This is a genomic window from Dolichospermum sp. UHCC 0315A (genome assembly GCF_008121535.1).
In the GTDB taxonomy this organism is placed as follows: domain Bacteria; phylum Cyanobacteriota; class Cyanobacteriia; order Cyanobacteriales; family Nostocaceae; genus Dolichospermum; species Dolichospermum lemmermannii.
This window is the reverse complement of the sequence record NZ_CP043056.1, coordinates 4,229,674-4,247,573: the sequence shown is the minus strand read 5'-3', so window position 1 is coordinate 4,247,573 and position 17,900 is coordinate 4,229,674. Positions and strand designations below refer to the sequence as shown.

The window sequence follows — 17,900 nt, the reverse complement described above, 5'->3', positions numbered from 1 at the left end:
TTTATGAGTAGTGAATGGTTGAGTCAAGTTTTAACAACAGACACATCTTGGCAAGTGTCAGCACAAGCCGCAGCATTGGCAGATCCTTTGCGAGCTAAGGTGTTTAATATTACTTCTGATAATGTGGCTGAAGTTATCCAAAAGAGAGGGGATTTACTGAAGTTAGTTTTCCCTAATTTTAGTCAATTTTGTCAAACTACCCTAAAAATTCAACCCCCAGAAGTGTTACAGGTATTGTGGGATTTATGGCTACCCTTGGGAATCCAAATTGCAGCACAACGTCAACAGTTAGGGAAACCTTTTGTCCAGGGAATTTTAGGCGCGCAAGGAACTGGTAAAACTACAATGTCCCAGATACTGGGTTTGATTCTCCAGCAGTTAGGATATCGAACGTTAAGTTTGTCTTTGGACGACTTGTACAAAACTTATAGCGAGCGTTTGGCTTTATTACAGCAAGATTCCCGGTTAGTTTGGCGTGGTCCGCCCGGAACCCACGATATTCACCTAGCTTTAATTGTACTCGATCAGATTCACCAAGGCAAGAGTCCTGTGATAGTTCCTAGATTTGATAAATCTGCTCATGGGGGTGCAGGCGATCGCACTACTCCTGAAGTTATCACAAATCCTATAGATATTGTTCTGTTTGAAGGCTGGTTTGTGGGCGTAAAACCAATTCCTCCTAAAGTGTTATTAACTCCACCACCACCTATTCTTACAGACGTAGACAAACAATTTGCCTCTGATATGAATAATCAGCTAAAAGATTATTTACCACTGTGGGAAAGATTAGATAGTTTAATAGTTCTTTATCCCACAGATTACCGTTATTCTTTAGCATGGCGCAAGCAAGCAGAAAGACAAATGATTGCTGCTGGTAAATCAGGAATGAGTGACGCAGAAATAGAAGAATTTGTAAATTATTTTTGGCGTTCTTTACATCCAGAATTATTCATTAATCCCTTAATTCAATCATCATCTGTTGATTTAGTTATTGAAATTAATGCTGATCATAGTTTTGGGAAAATTAGAAAAGCTATCTGAGATTATTAAATTCATCTTCTGTAATTTCTAATTGTTTAAGAATTTCCTGGAATAGCCAACTGCCGATTTCAGCATTTCCATGAATAGGAATAGTTGTTGCGCGACCATCGGGATGCTTCCAGCGAGCATGACTACCTTTTTGACGAATTTTCTCAAAGCCTAATTTTTTGGCAACTTTTTCTAAAGTTTTGGCTTTAGCTGGCATAAGCAATAGTTACCTCAATATCATTAGGCAAGGATTTACCAGCCTCTAAATATTCTGCTGATATCATTTCAAAAACATGGTTTAACTCTGAACGAGCTTCTTCATGGGTTTTTCCCCACGCATGACATCCTTTAATTGCTGGAACGTAAGCAACAAATGTTCCATTATCATCGGGGCGTAAAATAATTGTATAGTCAATTAGTTTTTTGTTTATCATATTATTTCCTGTTAAATACTTGCGATTAAAAAGGCGAATTTCCTGACTCATGGGCGAGGAAACCCCGCCCCTACTGACAAACTACTTTCCTGTTTGCAGTGTTTCCACTAAATCATAAAAAGGTTGCCAATTATCATCTTCAGTGATTCGTTCCCAAACAGACTCAATCACAGGTCTTAATAAAGCTGTTTTGGGATTAGCTTCAATCAAAGTTTGGTGAATTTTATCCATTTGTTCAGGATCAAAATGATTGAGAATTTTATGATAGAGGAAACACCAATTATCAAAAGTGGGTGATTTTCCTAATGCGGGGCTAATTTCAGAACCATTCATCACAAAAGCTGGATCATCTCGCCATTTACTAGAAAAGGTAGCAGCTATATCAGCAAAGAATTGATGATAACCAACTTGACTATCATGTAAAAAGGTAATGGTTAACCGCAAAAATTCATCAGCTTCCGCTAATTGTAAATCTTCAAAACCCAATTTTTTCAACATCAAGGCTCGATATTCAGCTTGGTAATATTCAGCAAACTTAGATAAAGCAATATCCAAATCACCTTGATGAATTATTGCCTTTAAAGGTTCTTGCAAAAGTTCTAAATTTAATTTGCAAATCCCTGGTTGTTGACTGTAACAATAACGTTTATAATAATCGAAATATGCCGCCGTAAATTGGAGATCGTAAGTAGGAATAAAGGCATAGGGTCCATAGTCAAAACTTTCCCCGGTAATTGACATATTATCAGTATTCAGAACTGCATGACAAAAACCCGCTGCCATCCATTGTGCTACTAATTCGGCGACACGCTGCACTAATTCGGCATAAAATAAAGCATATTTATCATTTTCAGCTTGCAAATGCGGGTAATACTGTTCAATTACATGATCTAACAACTTTTGAGTTAAATCATGTCGTTTGAAATAGTTTAATCGTTCAAAAGTACCAAAACGAATATGAGATTTACTCATGCGAATCATGACAGAAGAACGAGTTGGAGAAGGTTCATCACCGCGCCACAAACCCAAGCCCGTTTCAATCATACTTAAACAGCGAGAAGTGCGAACGCCTAAACGATGAAGTGCTTCAGCGGCGAGAACTTCCCGCACTCCTCCTTTAAGGGTTAGCATTCCATCACCACCGCGAGAGTAGGGGGTTCTTCCCGAACCTTTTGTGCCAAAATCATATAATTCCCCATCAATACCCCGCACTTGTCCATAGAGAAAGCCTCTACCGTCACCTAATTGGGAGTTATATTGTCCAAATTGATAACCGTGATAACGTAGTGCTAACAGCGGTTCTCTTCCCTCAAATTTACCAAAAGCATTAATAAAATCTTCGTCTTTAACTACTTGGGGCGCAACTCCTAAGCGTGGCAGTAGTGCGTCATTGCGCCAGCGTAACATAAGTTGGGGAAATTCCTCGGCTGCAACTTGATCATAGTAGTCGTTACCTAAAGACTCTAGGGCTGATTCATAGTTGAGGGTAAGCAAAGGATTAGTAGCATGAGTATGATTGAGAGTTTCATCCAGAGTCATTATAATTACGCTTAATTGATATTTATTTAATGATAGACAAAAAGCTCACCATCTTGCTAATTTAACGTAAGTTGCTAGTTAAATTGTCAGAAATGGCTAACGTCACGCTGCGCTATCACGAGCTTATAAAAATAATATATCTTCTTGAGAATGATAAATAAAAAAATAGATCCCCGACTTCTTCAAGAAGTCGGGGATCTAAGGATTACAATATTCACATAAACTAGGATCAGCAAATTCTTGATTGTTAGGAAATAATTGTTGTTGGGTAAAACCGCATTTTTGACATTGAAAAATTACTGCTTTAATTAATGAAGTTGGCTGATGACAAAGTTCACAAGGTGGTCCAGGGATTTTTTGATTAATCATAAAACCAGGAGTATGACATTGGGGACATAAACTATTAATTTTATTAATTAAGTCTTGAGTAGCAAAGGCAATATTTTTCATTCTGGTAGGATTATACATTGCTCTCATGTCTGTTTCTATATTAAATTTACCATTTGTGTTTTTGATGGCAATTTCCACTGAATTGATTAGGTTTTCTGGGCTGGTAATACCTTTTATAGATTCTGTTTTTCCTGTATTTTGATTATCAAAGGAAATTACTAAGCCATGTTCAGTGAAACCTACTTTATTTCCAAATTCTTCAGCTTCTTCTAAACTAGATATAGTTTGATGATTAAAATTAGTTTCTATGGAAAATACTTCACCAATAATTTCTAAATCATTTTCTTGATCTAGAAAAATAATTATTTCTCGGTTAGCATAAATATAGGGAACTAGAGGATGCGGTGTAAAACTTCCTTCACTAGCAATGGCTATTTTTTCATCATACATTTTCAAGGCTTTTTCAGCTTTTAACCTAGCAGTAATAATTTGTGTATCTGGACGTTTAATTTCTCTGGTAAAAGTTCCAAAAATATCAGTATTTAAGCCTTTAGTAACTATGACATTAATTCCTAAATGTTCTTTAAATAGAGGAGAAATTACTTTTTCTTTATTGTGCATTGTCGCCAAAATAGCCACGCGATTATTATATATTGACATAATTTTCTCCTTTGTTATCTTTAGATCTCCGACTTCTCCAAGAAGTCGGGGATCTGAGTTATTGAGTTATTATAAATTTGGTCGCCAGTGGGGATTTGTTAAACTTGTGAAAATATGATCTTCCCATTTACCATTAATCATTAAATAATCTCTAGCATATCCTTCAACTACAAAACCAGCCCTTTTAAGAACATTACCACTGCGGCGATTATGGGGCATATAATTAGCCATAATGCGGTGCAGATTTAATTCTTGAAAAACATACTTAGTGGAAATAGACAAGGCTTCTGTCATGTAACCATAACCTTGTGCTGATTCTGCTAAACTGTATCCTAATTGACAAAATTGAGCAGCACTATAGACAAAGTTGCTAAAATTAGCTGTTCCCATAACTTTTCTAGGCTGGTGTTTCCGATAAATAAATAGTTTTAATGAATAGTTGTTCACAAATTCCCAGAAACTCGTTTCTACTTGATACTCCCAATAATCGTCAGTGAAAAAATTTTCATCCCATTTAGGATAAAATGGCGTAAGATATTCTTTATTTTCCGTAAAATATTTGAGTATGTAAGGAATATCCTCCATCACTGCCATTCTTAATATTAGGCGATCGCTTGTCAGAATTGGTGGCTCTGATGTCATATACTCAAATTTAAATATTTTGTATCAGCTATACTAATTTGAACATTAAACCAAAAGACTGCAAAAAGGATAATTACGGTGGGAATACGCTACAATTGGCAACCAACAGAGATATTGACAATATATAATACACCATTTCTAGAGCTAATTTATCAAGCTGCTACAGTGCATCGTCAATATCACAAACCTGAACAAATACAAGTTTGTAAACTTATCTCCATTAAAACTGGTGCTTGTCCAGAAGATTGCGGTTATTGCGCTCAATCTTCCCGCTACAAAACGGAGGTAAAACCCGAAGCACTGTTAGAAAAAGAAACGGTGATAAATATTGCCAAAACAGCTAAAGAAAGCGGTGTAAGTCGCGTTTGTATGGGTGCTGCTTGGAGAGAAGTTCGGGACAATTCCCAATTTGAGGAAGTCCTGGATATGGTCAAGGACGTAACGGGTATGGGTTTAGAGGTATGCTGTACCTTGGGAATGTTGACAGAAAATCAAGCCAAGCGGTTAGAAGATGCGGGATTATATGCTTATAACCATAATCTCGACACCTCAGAGGAATATTACAGCACAGTGATTACGACTCGAACTTATAGCGATCGCCTGAATACAATTGCCAATGTTCGCCAAACCAATGTTACCGTATGTTCGGGCGGTATTCTCGGTTTAGGGGAAAATGTCGCAGATCGGGTAGGAATGTTACATACTCTCTCAAATTTACAACCTCATCCCGAATCTGTACCCATCAATATTCTTTCTCAAGTTCCCGGTACACCTTTAGAAAATCAACCAGATGTGCCTATTTGGGATGTAGTGCGGATGATTGCGACTGCTAGAATTATTATGCCTAAATCTGACGTGCGTTTGAGTGCAGGTAGGGCGAGACTTTCCCAAGTAGAACAGGCTTTATGCTTCATGGCTGGTGCAAATTCCATCTTCTCCAGCGATGATAATAAAATGTTGACGGTGACAACTCCCTGTCCTGATTATGATGCAGATAAAGAAATGTTGAACTTGCTTGGTTTGGAAATGCGTCCCCCATTTCAAAAGCAGGAAAAAACACCTAATCCAGTGATGATATAACAATTGAAAATTACCTCTCCCTGACTCGGCTATCGTGTACACACAAGTTAAATTACCCCCCTTAATCCCCCCTTATAAAGGGGGGAAACCGGAAAAATTAGTTCCCTCCCCTTTGCAAGGGGAGGGTTAGGGTGGGGTAATTTGAGGAATAATGGTGATTCGATAACTTGTGTGTACACCGTAGCCCTGACTGGGAGAGGACTCGAATATGCTAGAATTTAGGATGAACTTTAAGCAGGTGATGAAGATGACACAATCCACACCCCAAAGAGTTGTCCGTCGTGGTCGAGTATTTCCCGAAATTCAGTGGACTGATGAACAAAAAGCTGAAGATAGAGCGAGAAGACAGGCTTTTTCTGCTCGTTGTTGGGTAATTTTTGAGCGGTTAAAACCAGAAATATTAGATAAATACTATGGTTGGTATATTGCTATTGAACCTGATAGCGGGGATTATTTTATTGATCAAGATCAAGAAGTAGCCAGTAAAATAGCCAGAGAAAAGTATCCTCATGTTATTGATCATATTTATGGCATTAATGAAACGGGAGTTAGTGGCAGAATATGATCGAGGGAAGATTTGGAGATAAAGGTCATTTTTAAAGTTGAGTTACTTATTACTTAATTCAATCTAAATTGTTTTCAAATCCTATATATTATATGAATAATCTACAAACCTACATTCAAGAAGTTACACAAATTTATCAACAACAAAATGCCACAGAACATACATATCGCCCAGCATTAAAAAAATTAATGGAATCTTTAGATTCTCAAATTCAAGCTATTAATGAACCAAAAAGAATAGCTTGCGGTGCGCCAGATTTTGTAGTGAAAAATGGTATTTTAGAAATTGGACATATTGAAGCTAAAGATATTGGTATTTCTCTCAAGAAAGTAGAAAAAACAGCCCAAATGGGGCGTTATTTTCAGGCTTTAGGTAATTTGATTTTAACTGATTATTTAGAGTTTCGCTGGTATATTCAAGGAGAATTAAAATTAACTGCTTCTTTAGGAACTTTTGATAAAAACAAAAAAATCAAAGTTGATAAACAAGGAATACAGGAAGTTGACCAACTTTTACAGCAATTTTTATTAGCTAAAGTTCCCCAAATCACGACACCAAAAGATTTAGCTAAACGTATGGCTAGTTTAGCCCAATTAATGAGAGATGCTATCAAAACTGCTTTACATGATGTAGATAATGGGGGAATGTTACGTCAGCAATTGGAGTCATTTCAACGAGTATTAATTAAGGATTTAACCGTTGAACAATTTGCAGATATGTACGCCCAAACTATTTGTTATGGGTTATTTGCAGCACGGTGTAATACTGATAATCCTCATACTTTTTCACGGGAAACAGCAGCTTTTAAATTACCGAAAACTAACCCTTTTTTAAGGAGTATTTTTGGACAAATAGCCGGACCAGATTTAGATGATAGAATTAGTTGGGCTGTGGATAATTTAGCGAATATTCTGCAACAAACGGAAATGGCAGAAATTCTCCAGGATTTTGGTAAACGTACCCGCAGAGAAGACCCTGTTGTGCATTTTTATGAGACGTTTTTGGCAGAATATGATCCCAAAATGCGAGAATCAAGAGGGGTTTATTATACTCCTGAACCTGTGGTTGATTATATTGTTAAAAGTGTAGATTATATTCTCAAACATAAGTTTAATATTAGTAAAGGTTTAGCAGATTCTAAAAAAATTAAAATTCCTAATCCCAAGGGTGAGGGAACTATCGAAACTCATCAAGTTTTGATTTTAGATCCTGCGGTGGGAACAGGGACTTTTATGCACAGTGTGATTGATTTTATTTATGATAAGTTTAAATCTCAAAAAGGGATGTGGTCAAGTTATGTAAGTCAACATTTATTACCGCGATTATTTGGTTTTGAATTGTTGATGGCACCCTATACTGTAGCACACATGAAGTTAGGTTTACAGTTGCAAGAATTGGGTTATGATTTTAGTTCTGAGGAACGGTTAAGGATTTATTTAACTAATACATTACAAGAAGCTTTTCAAATTCCTGCTGCTGATGGTTTTATGAACAGAATTAGAGATGAAGCGGAAGCAGCAAAAGATATAAAACAAGATGTTCCTGTGATGGTAATTTTAGGAAATCCTCCCTATTCTTACGAATCTATAAATACTGACCCTTGGATTGTGGGATTAGTTCGAGATTATTATCAAGTAGACGGGAAACCTTTAGGAGAAAGAAACCCCAAAGGATTATTAGATGATTATGTAAAGTTTATCCGTTTTGCTCAACATCGAGTTTCAGAAACGGGTTATGGTATTGTGGCTTTAATTACGAATCATGGTTATTTAGATAATCCAACTTTTAGGGGAATGCGTCAAAATTTGATGCAAACTTTTGATGAGATTTATGTTTTAGATTTACATGGTAATAGCAAGAAGAAAGAAGTTTGTACTGACGGTTCACAGGATAAAAATGTTTTTGATATTCAGCAAGGGGTAGCAATCAGTATTTTTATTAAATATGAACATAGTCAGCAAAAATTAGCAACGGTTTATCATGCTGATTTATGGGGTATGAGGGAGGTTTATGAAAATAAAGAGTTGGTTGGTGGTAAATATCATTGGTTAGCGGAAAATGATATTAGTTCAACTAATTGGACTGAGATTTTACCACAACCGTCTTTTTATTTATTTAAAGTACAAGAGAAAAATCTGGAATTAGAATATAACTCATTTGTCAAAATTAATGAAGTTATGGCTGTCAATAGTGATGGAATAGTTACAGCTAGAGATAGTTTCACATTATCAAATAACTCGGAAGATATATGGAAAAAGATTAATGATTTTTTATCTTTAGAGATTGAAGAAGCAAGAATAAAATATGAAATTGGCAAGGATACGCAAGATTGGCAAATTAATTTAGCTAAAAAAGACTTGAGAAATTCTGGTATTAATCAGAAAAATATTATCAAAATAAATTATCGTCCATTTGATTATAAATATACATATTACTCTGGAAAATCAGGAGGATTTCATTCTAGACCTAGAGGTGAAGTTATGAATCATCTAATTTTGAATGAAAATTTAGCCCTGATTACTACTCGTCAAATTACTAATTTAGAATTTTGTCATGTATTCTCTACAACATTTGGGGCTGAAAAAAAATGTTGTTCTCATGATAGAGCATCATATATTTTCCCTCTCTATCTTTACCCAACAGATACCCCAAGTTTATTTGATTCTCCACCAACTAACGCACCTGGAGGACGTAAACCGAATTTATCCCCAGAATTTATTAGTGAATTTTCCCAAAAACTAGATTTAGAATTTATTTTTGATGGAAAAGGAGATAAAACTAAAACCTTTAGACCAGAGGATATTTTTAATTACATTTACGCTATTTTTCATTCTCCTAACTACCGTCAACGTTACGCCGAATTTTTAAAGATTGATTTTCCTCGTGTTCCTTTAACTTCCAATGCTGCGCTTTTTTGGGAATTAGTAATCAAAGGTGATAAATTAGTCAAATATCATTTAATGAAAGAAACAGGAACAGAAATTTCTACTTATCCTATTCCTGGTTCTGATATTGTGGAACAAGTTAAATATAATGAAAATCATCAACAAATTTGGATAAATGCTGAACAGTATTTTGATCAAGTTCCGCAACAAATCTGGAATTTCTATATTGGTGGTTATCAAGTTTGTCAAAAATGGCTAAAAGATAGAAAAGGAAGAGAATTAAACTTTGATGATATTAATCATTATCAAAATATTATTTCTATCATATCGGAGACGATTAAGATTATGGAAGATATTGATATAATTATTGAAAAATATGGCAGTTTTCCGTTAGAATAATAGTTAACAACAAGATATGAAGACAGACACGATATTTTACACATTACTCCAAAATCTCCCCAGTGTGTTATTTGAACTGCTAGAACAGTCACCAACACTAGCTTTACACTACGAATTTTCCTCCGTGGAAATCAAAGAATTAGCCCGACGGATAGATGGCTTATTTTTACCCAAACCAGAGTACCCACAAGACCCGATTTATTTTGTAGAAGTACAATTCCAACGCGATGATAATTTATACTGGCGATTAATTACAGAAGCATTTCTTTATTTGAACCAATATAAACCCCAAAGAACATGGCAAGCTGTAGTATTGTGGGCAAATCGGGATCTTGATCCTGGTATACCCTTAGCATATCAAACTTTACTAACTGCTGGACTAATTCATGTCGTTTACTTAGATGAAATAACCGATACATCATCTTCAATTGGTTTAGGTATTATTAAATTAGTAGTTTCCCCTGAAGATGAAGCTATCCAAGAAGCAAAAACTTTGATTAATCTGGTGGAAAAAGCAGATGCGGCCAAGAGTCGTAATCTTTTAGAATTAGTAGAAAGAATGTTGGTTTACAAATTCTCAACCTATAGCCGTCAGGAGTTAGAAGCAATGTTAGGATTAACAGAATGGCAAAAAACCCGATTTTATCAAGAAGTTGCAGAAGAAACGAAGTTAAAAACCATTCCTAGACTGTTAAATGAGGGGCTAACTGTAGAACAAATTGCTCGGATACTTGAGTTAGAGATCGAAGTGGTGAAACAAGCAATAAAAACGCAAAGTAGTAAATAGACATCTGATTGATATTGATACCTAAACCCACTTTATGTGGGTTTAATTAGCGTATAATTGTAGGGTTAAATTATCTTAGCTCCGCGTAGACCAAATAACAAGCCTACAGCTACACCCATAAACACGCCTAGAAAGACAATATATTCAACTACAGCCATTTGTTTTACTCCAGATTAGTTACTTATTTCTATTCAATCATCAATAATTATGAAAGGGAACAGGGAATGGAAAAGAGGTTGTCAAATTGCGGTAAAATACCCAGACGAGTGATTATATTAGGGCTAGGGAATGAGTTCTGTAATTAAAGTAGATATACCTGAAAAGTCTTATGATATTACCATTGCACCTGGGAGTTTAGATCAACTAGGTGAACAAATGGCGAGTTTGAAACTAGGTAAGAAAGTATTGCTAGTTTCCAACCCGATGATATTTAAATATTATGGCGAAAGAGCGATCGCATCTTTGCAAAATGCCGGTTTTCAAGTCGTCAGCTACAACCTCCCCCCCGGAGAACGCTACAAAACCCTCAACTCCATTCAAAAACTCTACGACATCGCCCTGGAAAATCGCCTAGAACGCTCCTCAACAATGGTCGCCTTGGGAGGAGGGGTAATTGGTGATATGACAGGCTTTGCTGCCGCCACATGGCTCAGAGGCATCAATGTAGTGCAAGTTCCTACCAGTCTCTTAGCAATGGTAGATTCAGCTATTGGTGGCAAAACCGGCGTAAATCATCCCCACGGTAAAAACTTGATTGGTGCATTTCATCAACCCAGTCTAGTTTTAATTGACCCAGAAGTCTTAAAAACCCTGCCTGCTAGGGAATTTCGGGCAGGAATGGCAGAGGTGATCAAATACGGGATCATTTGGGACACCGAGTTATTTACTCAACTAACAGCAAGCAAACACCTTGACCAACTCCGCTATGTGAAATCCGACCTGATAAACAGCATATTAACTCATTCCTGTCAAGCAAAGGCAGATGTTGTCGGCAAAGATGAAAAAGAATCTGGACTCAGAGCAATTTTAAATTATGGTCATACTATCGGTCATGCAGTAGAAAGCCTCACAGAGTACCGTTTATTCAAACATGGTGAAGCTGTCGGCATTGGTATGGTAGCAGCCGGAGACATTGCTGTAAAATTAGGACTTTGGACACAAGCAGACACAGAACGTCAAAACGCCTTAATCAAAAAAGCAGGTTTACCTACCCAAATACCCGCAGATTTAGATATTGATGCTCTTATTGATGCTTTGCAACTAGACAAAAAAGTTAAATCTGGTAAAGTCCGCTTTGTATTACCAACCCAAATTGGTGCAGTCAAAGTTACGGACGAAGTACCAACGGAAATAATTCGAGAAGTATTATTAGGAAATAGGAGTCAGGAGTCAGGAGTCAGGAGTTTAGCTTAACCGACAGAAGCCCCACGTCTGACCCGATAGGGTAGCGGGGGGGGATGAATGGCGCGTGAATTGACGACGGTTTTCCGACCAACGCGACAGCAAGCAAGGAAGGAAAACATGAAGACAATTCACAAAATTTGTGTTATGAATTGAATATCTCGGCAAGGCGAGAGAATAGCGATAACCAAGCTAGATACATGATCATTTTTTTTGATTAACCTTGATTTTGCCTTTGGAACGAGGGGTCAGCCTATCGCCTTAACATCAGTCTTGTTGTTCTCGAAGAGCAAAAAGCTGTTAACTGGGTAGGAAGCCTATACTTACCCGCAAGGGAAGTGTAGGTAGTTCACAAAAAAGAAGAAAGAAGAAGAAGAAAATTCTTCCCCCGCTTCCTGCTGTTTGCCCTTTCCTTCTATACTGGTAAAGGCGCTGAACCATTCAATTGACGGGCAGCATTGATACAAACAGGGCAATCACAGCCAAATAGCTTGATAGCTAAATCACTTTCAGCATCAGAAAATTCTAGTTCTTTGGGATTATTTGTATCTACTTGTGCTATTTGCATGGGTTCTTTTGCGACAGCAGGAGAAGTATTACTTACCTGTATACATACCTTTTTCGGAGTTGCAGAATGGGGAGACATGACGCAAGATAGATGAGTCCTAGTAGCGTCAATTGTTTGACTAGCATGAGCAGGTCTAGCCATCATCACCATAGATAACATGGATGTGAACAATACGGGGCTAGAAATTAAAGTTAAAATAAATCTTTTGTTCATGTACTGTTAAAAACCTTGTTATTAGGGAAATAAACCAATTTATCTTTTCCGACAACTTGGTTGTTAATCAGTCTATCTTACCTAAGAACAGGGAACAGGGAACAGGGAACAGGGAACATTTATCTTTTTATTGCCTTTTACCAATTACCCGTAATTGCTAATATCACGTAAATTTTCGGCTTTTTATTGAAAATTAGTTACATGAAAGGTTAGAGTAAATACTCATTAAGATATAATCCAGATTATGTTTTAATTTGAGGTTTCGGCTTGTGCTAGGAATAAAAAGCATTAATATACATAATTTATCTAGCTGGGTAGAACAATCAAAAACCCAAGCAGCACAGGGAAAAGTTATTGAACGCATTCCTCAATTAGCTATTGTTAATCCTAACCGTTTTGCTGTTCATATAAGTTGCGAACCAGGAGAAAATTATAGTTTGGGAGATACGGCTTGTGTGTTTCCATTTATGAGTGTGATAAAGCCATTTTCTCTACTATACCTGCTCGAATATTACGGAGTAAAACAGGTTTTACAATGGGTTGGTGTTAAATCCTCGGACGCGCCTTTTAATTCTTTAGTGCAATTAATAGCAGATAATGGATATCCTCGCAACCCCATGATTAATAGTGGTGCTATTACTCTCGCTGATAAGTTACCAGGAAAGGATGCAAATGAGTCTACACAATTGTTTTGTAAATGGTTAAATAAATTAGCAGATACTCAATTATATATAGATGCAAATATTCTAGCTTCAGTCCGTGCTAGTCGTTCTCAGATAAATATAGATATTACTAACTATCTCTACGAAGCTGGACATTTAAATAATATTGAATTATCTCTTGATGTTTATGAGCAAATATGTTGTATATCTGGGACAGTGGAAGATTTAGCGAAGTTAGGAAAAGTATTAGCTTGCAAAAGCGAGGTGATCAAAAATCAACACCGTCAAATTGTGAATGCGGTGATGTTAACTTGCGGTTTATATGAAGCTTCCGCTGAGTATGCTGTGAAAATTGGTTTACCAATAAAATCAGGTATTGGTGGTGGACTTGTGGCCATCATACCAAATCAGGGAGCGATCGCCAGCTACAGTCCTGCTTTAGATATTGTAGGTAATCCTGTAGCTGGTTTGGCACTAATGGAAACTTTATCTCAAAGTTTGCAACTGAGTATTTTTATTTAATTACTCTTGAAATTGAGATTTAGGATTTTCCATTGTCTCGCTAGGTAAATTTGATTCCTCTGTTTCCGTGACTTTTGCTTCTGCTGCTACTGGGGGAGACGCAACGGGAGTTGATTTAACTTCAGGAATTTTAACTTCGGGAACTGGTTGTTTCTCTACTTTCGTTGCTGGAGTTGGTGTAACTTCAGGAACTTTAACTTCAGGAACTTTAACTTCAGGAACTTTAACTTCAGGAATTGGCTGTTTCTCTGCTTTCGTTGCTGGAGTTGGTGTAGCCTCAGTAGCTGTAATTTTAGCAGTATACGTTGGGTCTACAATGCCACGGACTTCATCTGCTGTCAATTCCCCTCTGACAATTTTGGATAAAGTATCTTGACCATTGGGTTGATAATTAATTAATCTGATACTGGTATTAAAGGCATTTTTCACAGGTTGTCCTTGATTATCGAGGAATTCCAGTTTTACCCAAGTTTTACCAGGTTTAAACCCTTTGAGATAAATAGGTTGCCAACGATCAAGAATAAAGCTTTCACCATTAACTGTACTCCGAATGCGCCAATTGCTCATTGTATCTTCAGGATTAGTTTCAGCGAGACTATGCAATGGTGCATTAGTTAGGTAAAAATCCAGCATAATGGGTTCTGCACCATAACCACCATTGGGACGACTATAAGTAAGTAACGGTAATTTAGAATCTGGGTTGTTTTCCTCGGTTTTCGTCAAGACGTGAAATGTGGTTTGAGTATAAGCACCTTCATTTTTAAAACTTTCATGCCACGGACGAGAAGCAAAAACGCGAAGAGTATGCGTACCAGGGGATAAGTCTGACAATACCACCGGCTGATTTACATCGTAAACAGCTATATAGGGCTGATTGTCTAAAATTAGGTCCAAATGGGGACCAAGTTGCCATTGAGGGTCTTTAAATATCGGTAAGTCCTTAACTTGTAACCTTACTTTAACTATATTGTCTTGAAGAATTTCATCTACCTGGGGACTGAGGATGCTGACTTGGGGTTGATAACCCTCCAAACTGGGACGCAATGCTTGGATAACATTTGGTGGTGCGGTTTCGGAAAATGTCCCAGAAATTTCTGAAGCTGGGGACGCTTTCATGAAGGGATTGATAGATATTTCCTGGCTATTTGCTGCTTCAGCGCAACTACTCAGATTTACAACTAGCACTAATGTAACAACCCATTTAATAATTGGGAATCTATTTGAGAAAAGTAACTCAAAAAATTTTCTGCACCCAGTGTTCATGTTTTTATTCCTTAATAGTTTTTAACAATTGACGCAATCATTGTGGCGCAAATTATGACTCATGGACTATGGATTAAGAGCATAAATCTATGACCAAAGTTATAAATCTACTTACTTTTCTTTGATTAAAATACCAAATAAGTGATTTTTTTGACTTAATCCCGGGAAAATAATTTGCTTATAGACCGCTAATTTTGGGTAAAAGTAGCTAAACAGCAAGGGTTTAAGCCGATTTCCGTATAAATCATCAGTTTTGCAAATTGTTGTTCTTTGTAAATTAAATGAAGAGTCTATTGACATTTGAACAATGTATAGGAACTGGTAACGTAAATTAGACCATAAACTTGGCTATGTTTAATTATTGTTAACAGGCCTATAACAATGTGCAAGTTCTCACTCTATAATTCAACAGAAACAACTTTTCTTTTCCACACGGCAACCGCATCGCTGGACAAGAGCAATCGGAAAACAGCGACTGTGCTATTCTAGGTGGTATTCATGATTCCCCATTCCTTATAGAGAGGAGGTCGAATGACGATTAGTCCTCCGGAGCGAGAGGAAAAAAAAGCAAGAGTGATCGTTGACAATGATCCGGTTCCTACCTCATTTGAAAAATGGGCAAAGCCAGGACATTTCGACAGATCCTTATCGAGAGGCCCAAAAACCACAACCTGGATTTGGGATCTCCATGCCCTCGCCCATGATTTTGATACACATACAAGCGATTTAGAAGACATCTCCCGCAAGATATTCGCCGCTCACTTCGGACATTTGTCCATAGTAGCAATCTGGTTGAGCGGGATGTTGTTCCACGGTGCTAAGTTCTCTAACTACGAAGCTTGGCTGGCTGACCCGTTAGGCATTAAGCCTAGCGCTCAAACTGTTTGGTCTATTGTTGGTCAAGACATTTTAAACGGTGATATGGGCGGCGGTTTCCGCGGCATTCAAATCACATCTGGCTTGTTCCAAGTATGGCGTGGCTGGGGTATCACTAGCTCCTTCCAGCTATATGTAACTGCAATTGGCGGCTTGGTATTAGCAGGCTTGTTCTTATTTGCTGGCTGGTTCCACTACCACAAACGCGCTCCTAAACTGGAATGGTTCCAGAACGTGGAGTCAATGCTGAATCATCACTTATCAGTGTTGCTAGGCTGTGGTTCTTTAGGATGGGCTGGTCACTTAATCCACGTTTCTGCACCAATCAACAAATTGTTAGATGCAGGTGTAGCAGCTAAGGACATCCCTCTGCCTCATGAGTTGCTGTTTAATACAGCAAAAATGGCAGAACTTTACCCTGGTTTCGCTAGTGGTTTAACACCTTTCTTCACCTTAAATTGGGGCGCTTACGCGGATATCCTCACATTTAAGGGCGGTTTAAACCCAGTTACAGGCGGCTTGTGGATGACTGATATTTCTCATCACCACCTAGCGATCGCTGTACTGTTCATCGTTGCTGGTCATATGTACCGTACCAACTGGGGTATCGGTCACAACATCAAAGATATTCTCGAAGCTCACAAAGGTCCTTTCACTGGCGAAGGTCACAAAGGTCTTTACGAAAACCTCACCACTTCTTGGCACGCTCAATTAGCTACTAACCTAGCTTTCTTGGGTTCCTTGACAATCATCATCGCCCATCATATGTACGCGATGCCTCCCTATCCTTACTTGGCAACTGATTACGCAACACAATTGTGTATCTTCACTCACCATATTTGGATCGGTGGTTTCTTGATTGTTGGTGGTGCTGCTCACGCAGCCATCTTCATGGTGCGGGACTACGATCCTGTTGTTAACCAAAACAACGTATTGGATCGCGTGATTCGTCACCGTGACGCTATCATTTCTCACCTCAACTGGGTATCTATATTCTTAGGCTTCCATAGCTTTGGTTTATACATTCACAATGACACCATGCGTGCCTTGGGTCGTCCCCAGGATATGTTCTCCGACAGTGCAATTCAATTGCAACCAGTATTTGCTCAATGGGTGCAAAACCTGCACACATTAGCTCCCGGTAACACAGCACCTAACGCTCTTCAAGTAGTTAGTCATGCTTTTGGTGGCGGATTGGTAGCTGTAGGCGGTAAGGTCGCAATGATGCCCATTGCTTTGGGTACAGCGGACTTCATGGTTCACCACATCCACGCATTCACCATTCACGTTACTGTTCTCATCTTGCTCAAAGGTGTATTGTATGCCCGCAGTTCTCGTCTGATTCCAGACAAGGCTAACTTAGGCTTCCGATTCCCTTGCGATGGTCCAGGACGTGGCGGTACTTGCCAAGTTTCCGGTTGGGATCACATCTTCCTCGGACTCTTCTGGATGTATAACTCCTTATCAATTGTAATTTTCCACTTTAGCTGGAAGATGCAATCTGATGTCTGGGGAACAGTAGATGCAGATGGCACAGTAAATCACATTACTGGTGGCAACTTTGCAGAAAGTGCTATCACCATCAACGGTTGGTTACGTGACTTCTTGTGGGCGCAAGCTACACAAGTAATTAACTCCTACGGAACTGAGTTATCCGCTTACGGACTCATGTTCTTAGGCGCTCACTTCATTTGGGCGTTCAGCTTAATGTTCCTGTTCAGTGGTCGTGGCTACTGGCAAGAATTAATTGAGTCCATTGTTTGGGCGCACAATAAACTGAAAGTAGCCCCAACAATTCAGCCTCGCGCACTGAGCATCACTCAAGGTCGGGCTGTAGGTGTGGCTCACTACCTATTAGGAGGAATTGCTACCACTTGGGCATTCTTCCACGCACACATCCTTTCAGTAGGATAAGAATCAGTGGAATTTTGGATTTTGGATTTGAGATTTAATCCAAAATCCAGAATCTAAAATCTAAAATTTTG

The 17,900-nt window shown here is 38.0% G+C and carries 16 protein-coding genes; 8 read left to right on the top strand and 8 right to left on the bottom strand.

The features are described from left to right. Positions 1-3 precede the first annotated feature (3 nt). Positions 4-1,041: a glycerate kinase gene (locus tag BMF77_RS20185; protein ID WP_148765314.1), complete on the top strand. Its 1,038-nt coding sequence runs from the start codon at positions 4-6 to the stop codon at positions 1,039-1,041. Here BMF77_RS20185 and BMF77_RS20180 read toward each other — a convergent pair. The 5 genes from BMF77_RS20180 to BMF77_RS20160 all read right to left on the bottom strand — a co-directional run bounded on the left by BMF77_RS20180 (position 1,034) and on the right by BMF77_RS20160 (position 4,694). Then, positions 1,034-1,246 carry a type II toxin-antitoxin system HicA family toxin gene (locus BMF77_RS20180; protein ID WP_148765312.1) on the bottom strand — a complete coding sequence of 71 codons (213 nt, stop codon included), beginning with the start codon at positions 1,244-1,246 and terminating at the stop codon, positions 1,034-1,036. The genes BMF77_RS20185 and BMF77_RS20180 overlap by 8 nt on opposite strands. Continuing rightward, positions 1,236-1,514 carry a type II toxin-antitoxin system HicB family antitoxin gene (locus BMF77_RS20175; protein ID WP_366925002.1) on the bottom strand — a complete coding sequence of 93 codons (279 nt, stop codon included), beginning with the start codon at positions 1,512-1,514 and terminating at the stop codon, positions 1,236-1,238. The genes BMF77_RS20180 and BMF77_RS20175 overlap by 11 nt, the downstream gene beginning before the upstream one ends. A 30-nt stretch (positions 1,515-1,544) precedes the next feature. After that, the gene (locus BMF77_RS20170; RefSeq protein WP_148765310.1) at positions 1,545-3,002 is read right to left on the bottom strand and encodes a YdiU family protein; all 1,458 of its coding nucleotides are present in this window, start codon (positions 3,000-3,002) and stop codon (positions 1,545-1,547) included. A 198-nt stretch (positions 3,003-3,200) separates the two neighbouring features. Further along, a complete protein-coding gene (locus BMF77_RS20165) occupies positions 3,201-4,052 on the bottom strand; it encodes a DUF6671 family protein (RefSeq protein WP_148765308.1) in 852 nt (283 codons plus the stop codon). A 69-nt stretch (positions 4,053-4,121) separates the two neighbouring features. Then, positions 4,122-4,694, bottom strand: a complete 573-nt coding sequence (locus BMF77_RS20160; protein ID WP_148765306.1) for a GNAT family N-acetyltransferase — start codon at positions 4,692-4,694, stop codon at positions 4,122-4,124. A 78-nt stretch (positions 4,695-4,772) separates the two neighbouring features. Between BMF77_RS20160 and bioB the strand changes: the two genes are divergently transcribed. From bioB to BMF77_RS20140, 4 genes are all read left to right on the top strand, one after another. After that, positions 4,773-5,774, top strand: coding sequence for a biotin synthase BioB (bioB, locus tag BMF77_RS20155; protein ID WP_210422238.1), 1,002 nt, complete (start codon positions 4,773-4,775; stop codon positions 5,772-5,774). 247 nt (positions 5,775-6,021) lie between these two features. Then, entirely contained in the window at positions 6,022-6,339 is a 318-nt protein-coding gene (locus BMF77_RS20150; protein WP_148767115.1) for a hypothetical protein, read from the top strand. A 92-nt stretch (positions 6,340-6,431) separates the two neighbouring features. Beyond that, a complete protein-coding gene (locus tag BMF77_RS20145; protein WP_148765302.1) occupies positions 6,432-9,623 on the top strand; it encodes a type ISP restriction/modification enzyme in 3,192 nt (1,063 codons plus the stop codon). 16 nt (positions 9,624-9,639) lie between these two features. Continuing rightward, a complete protein-coding gene (locus BMF77_RS20140) occupies positions 9,640-10,410 on the top strand; it encodes an Rpn family recombination-promoting nuclease/putative transposase (protein WP_148765300.1) in 771 nt (256 codons plus the stop codon). 65 nt (positions 10,411-10,475) lie between these two features. Here BMF77_RS20140 and petL read toward each other — a convergent pair whose 3' ends face one another. Continuing rightward, positions 10,476-10,568 (bottom strand): cytochrome b6-f complex subunit PetL, encoded by a 93-nt coding sequence (gene petL, locus BMF77_RS20135; RefSeq protein WP_039203706.1) that lies wholly within the window; start codon positions 10,566-10,568, stop codon positions 10,476-10,478. A gap of 130 nt (positions 10,569-10,698) precedes the next feature. On the opposite strand from petL, the gene aroB reads away from it, so the two are divergent. Further along, positions 10,699-11,823, top strand: coding sequence for a 3-dehydroquinate synthase (gene aroB / locus BMF77_RS20130; RefSeq protein WP_148765298.1), 1,125 nt, complete (start codon positions 10,699-10,701; stop codon positions 11,821-11,823). Positions 11,824-12,226: 403 nt separating this feature from the next. Here aroB and BMF77_RS20125 read toward each other — a convergent pair whose 3' ends face one another. Beyond that, a complete protein-coding gene (locus BMF77_RS20125; protein WP_148765296.1) occupies positions 12,227-12,592 on the bottom strand; it encodes a hypothetical protein in 366 nt (121 codons plus the stop codon). Between the two features lie 269 nt (positions 12,593-12,861). Between BMF77_RS20125 and glsA the strand changes: the two genes are divergently transcribed. Beyond that, positions 12,862-13,776 (top strand): glutaminase A, encoded by a 915-nt coding sequence (glsA, locus tag BMF77_RS20120; RefSeq protein WP_148765295.1) that lies wholly within the window; start codon positions 12,862-12,864, stop codon positions 13,774-13,776. On the opposite strand, the gene BMF77_RS20115 is transcribed toward glsA, so the two are convergent. Then, the gene (locus BMF77_RS20115; RefSeq protein WP_371735128.1) at positions 13,777-14,961 is read right to left on the bottom strand and encodes a hypothetical protein; all 1,185 of its coding nucleotides are present in this window, start codon (positions 14,959-14,961) and stop codon (positions 13,777-13,779) included. A gap of 609 nt (positions 14,962-15,570) precedes the next feature. Between BMF77_RS20115 and psaA the strand changes: the two genes are divergently transcribed. Continuing rightward, positions 15,571-17,829 (top strand): photosystem I core protein PsaA, encoded by a 2,259-nt coding sequence (gene psaA / locus BMF77_RS20110; RefSeq protein WP_148765290.1) that lies wholly within the window; start codon positions 15,571-15,573, stop codon positions 17,827-17,829. Positions 17,830-17,900 lie beyond the last annotated feature (71 nt).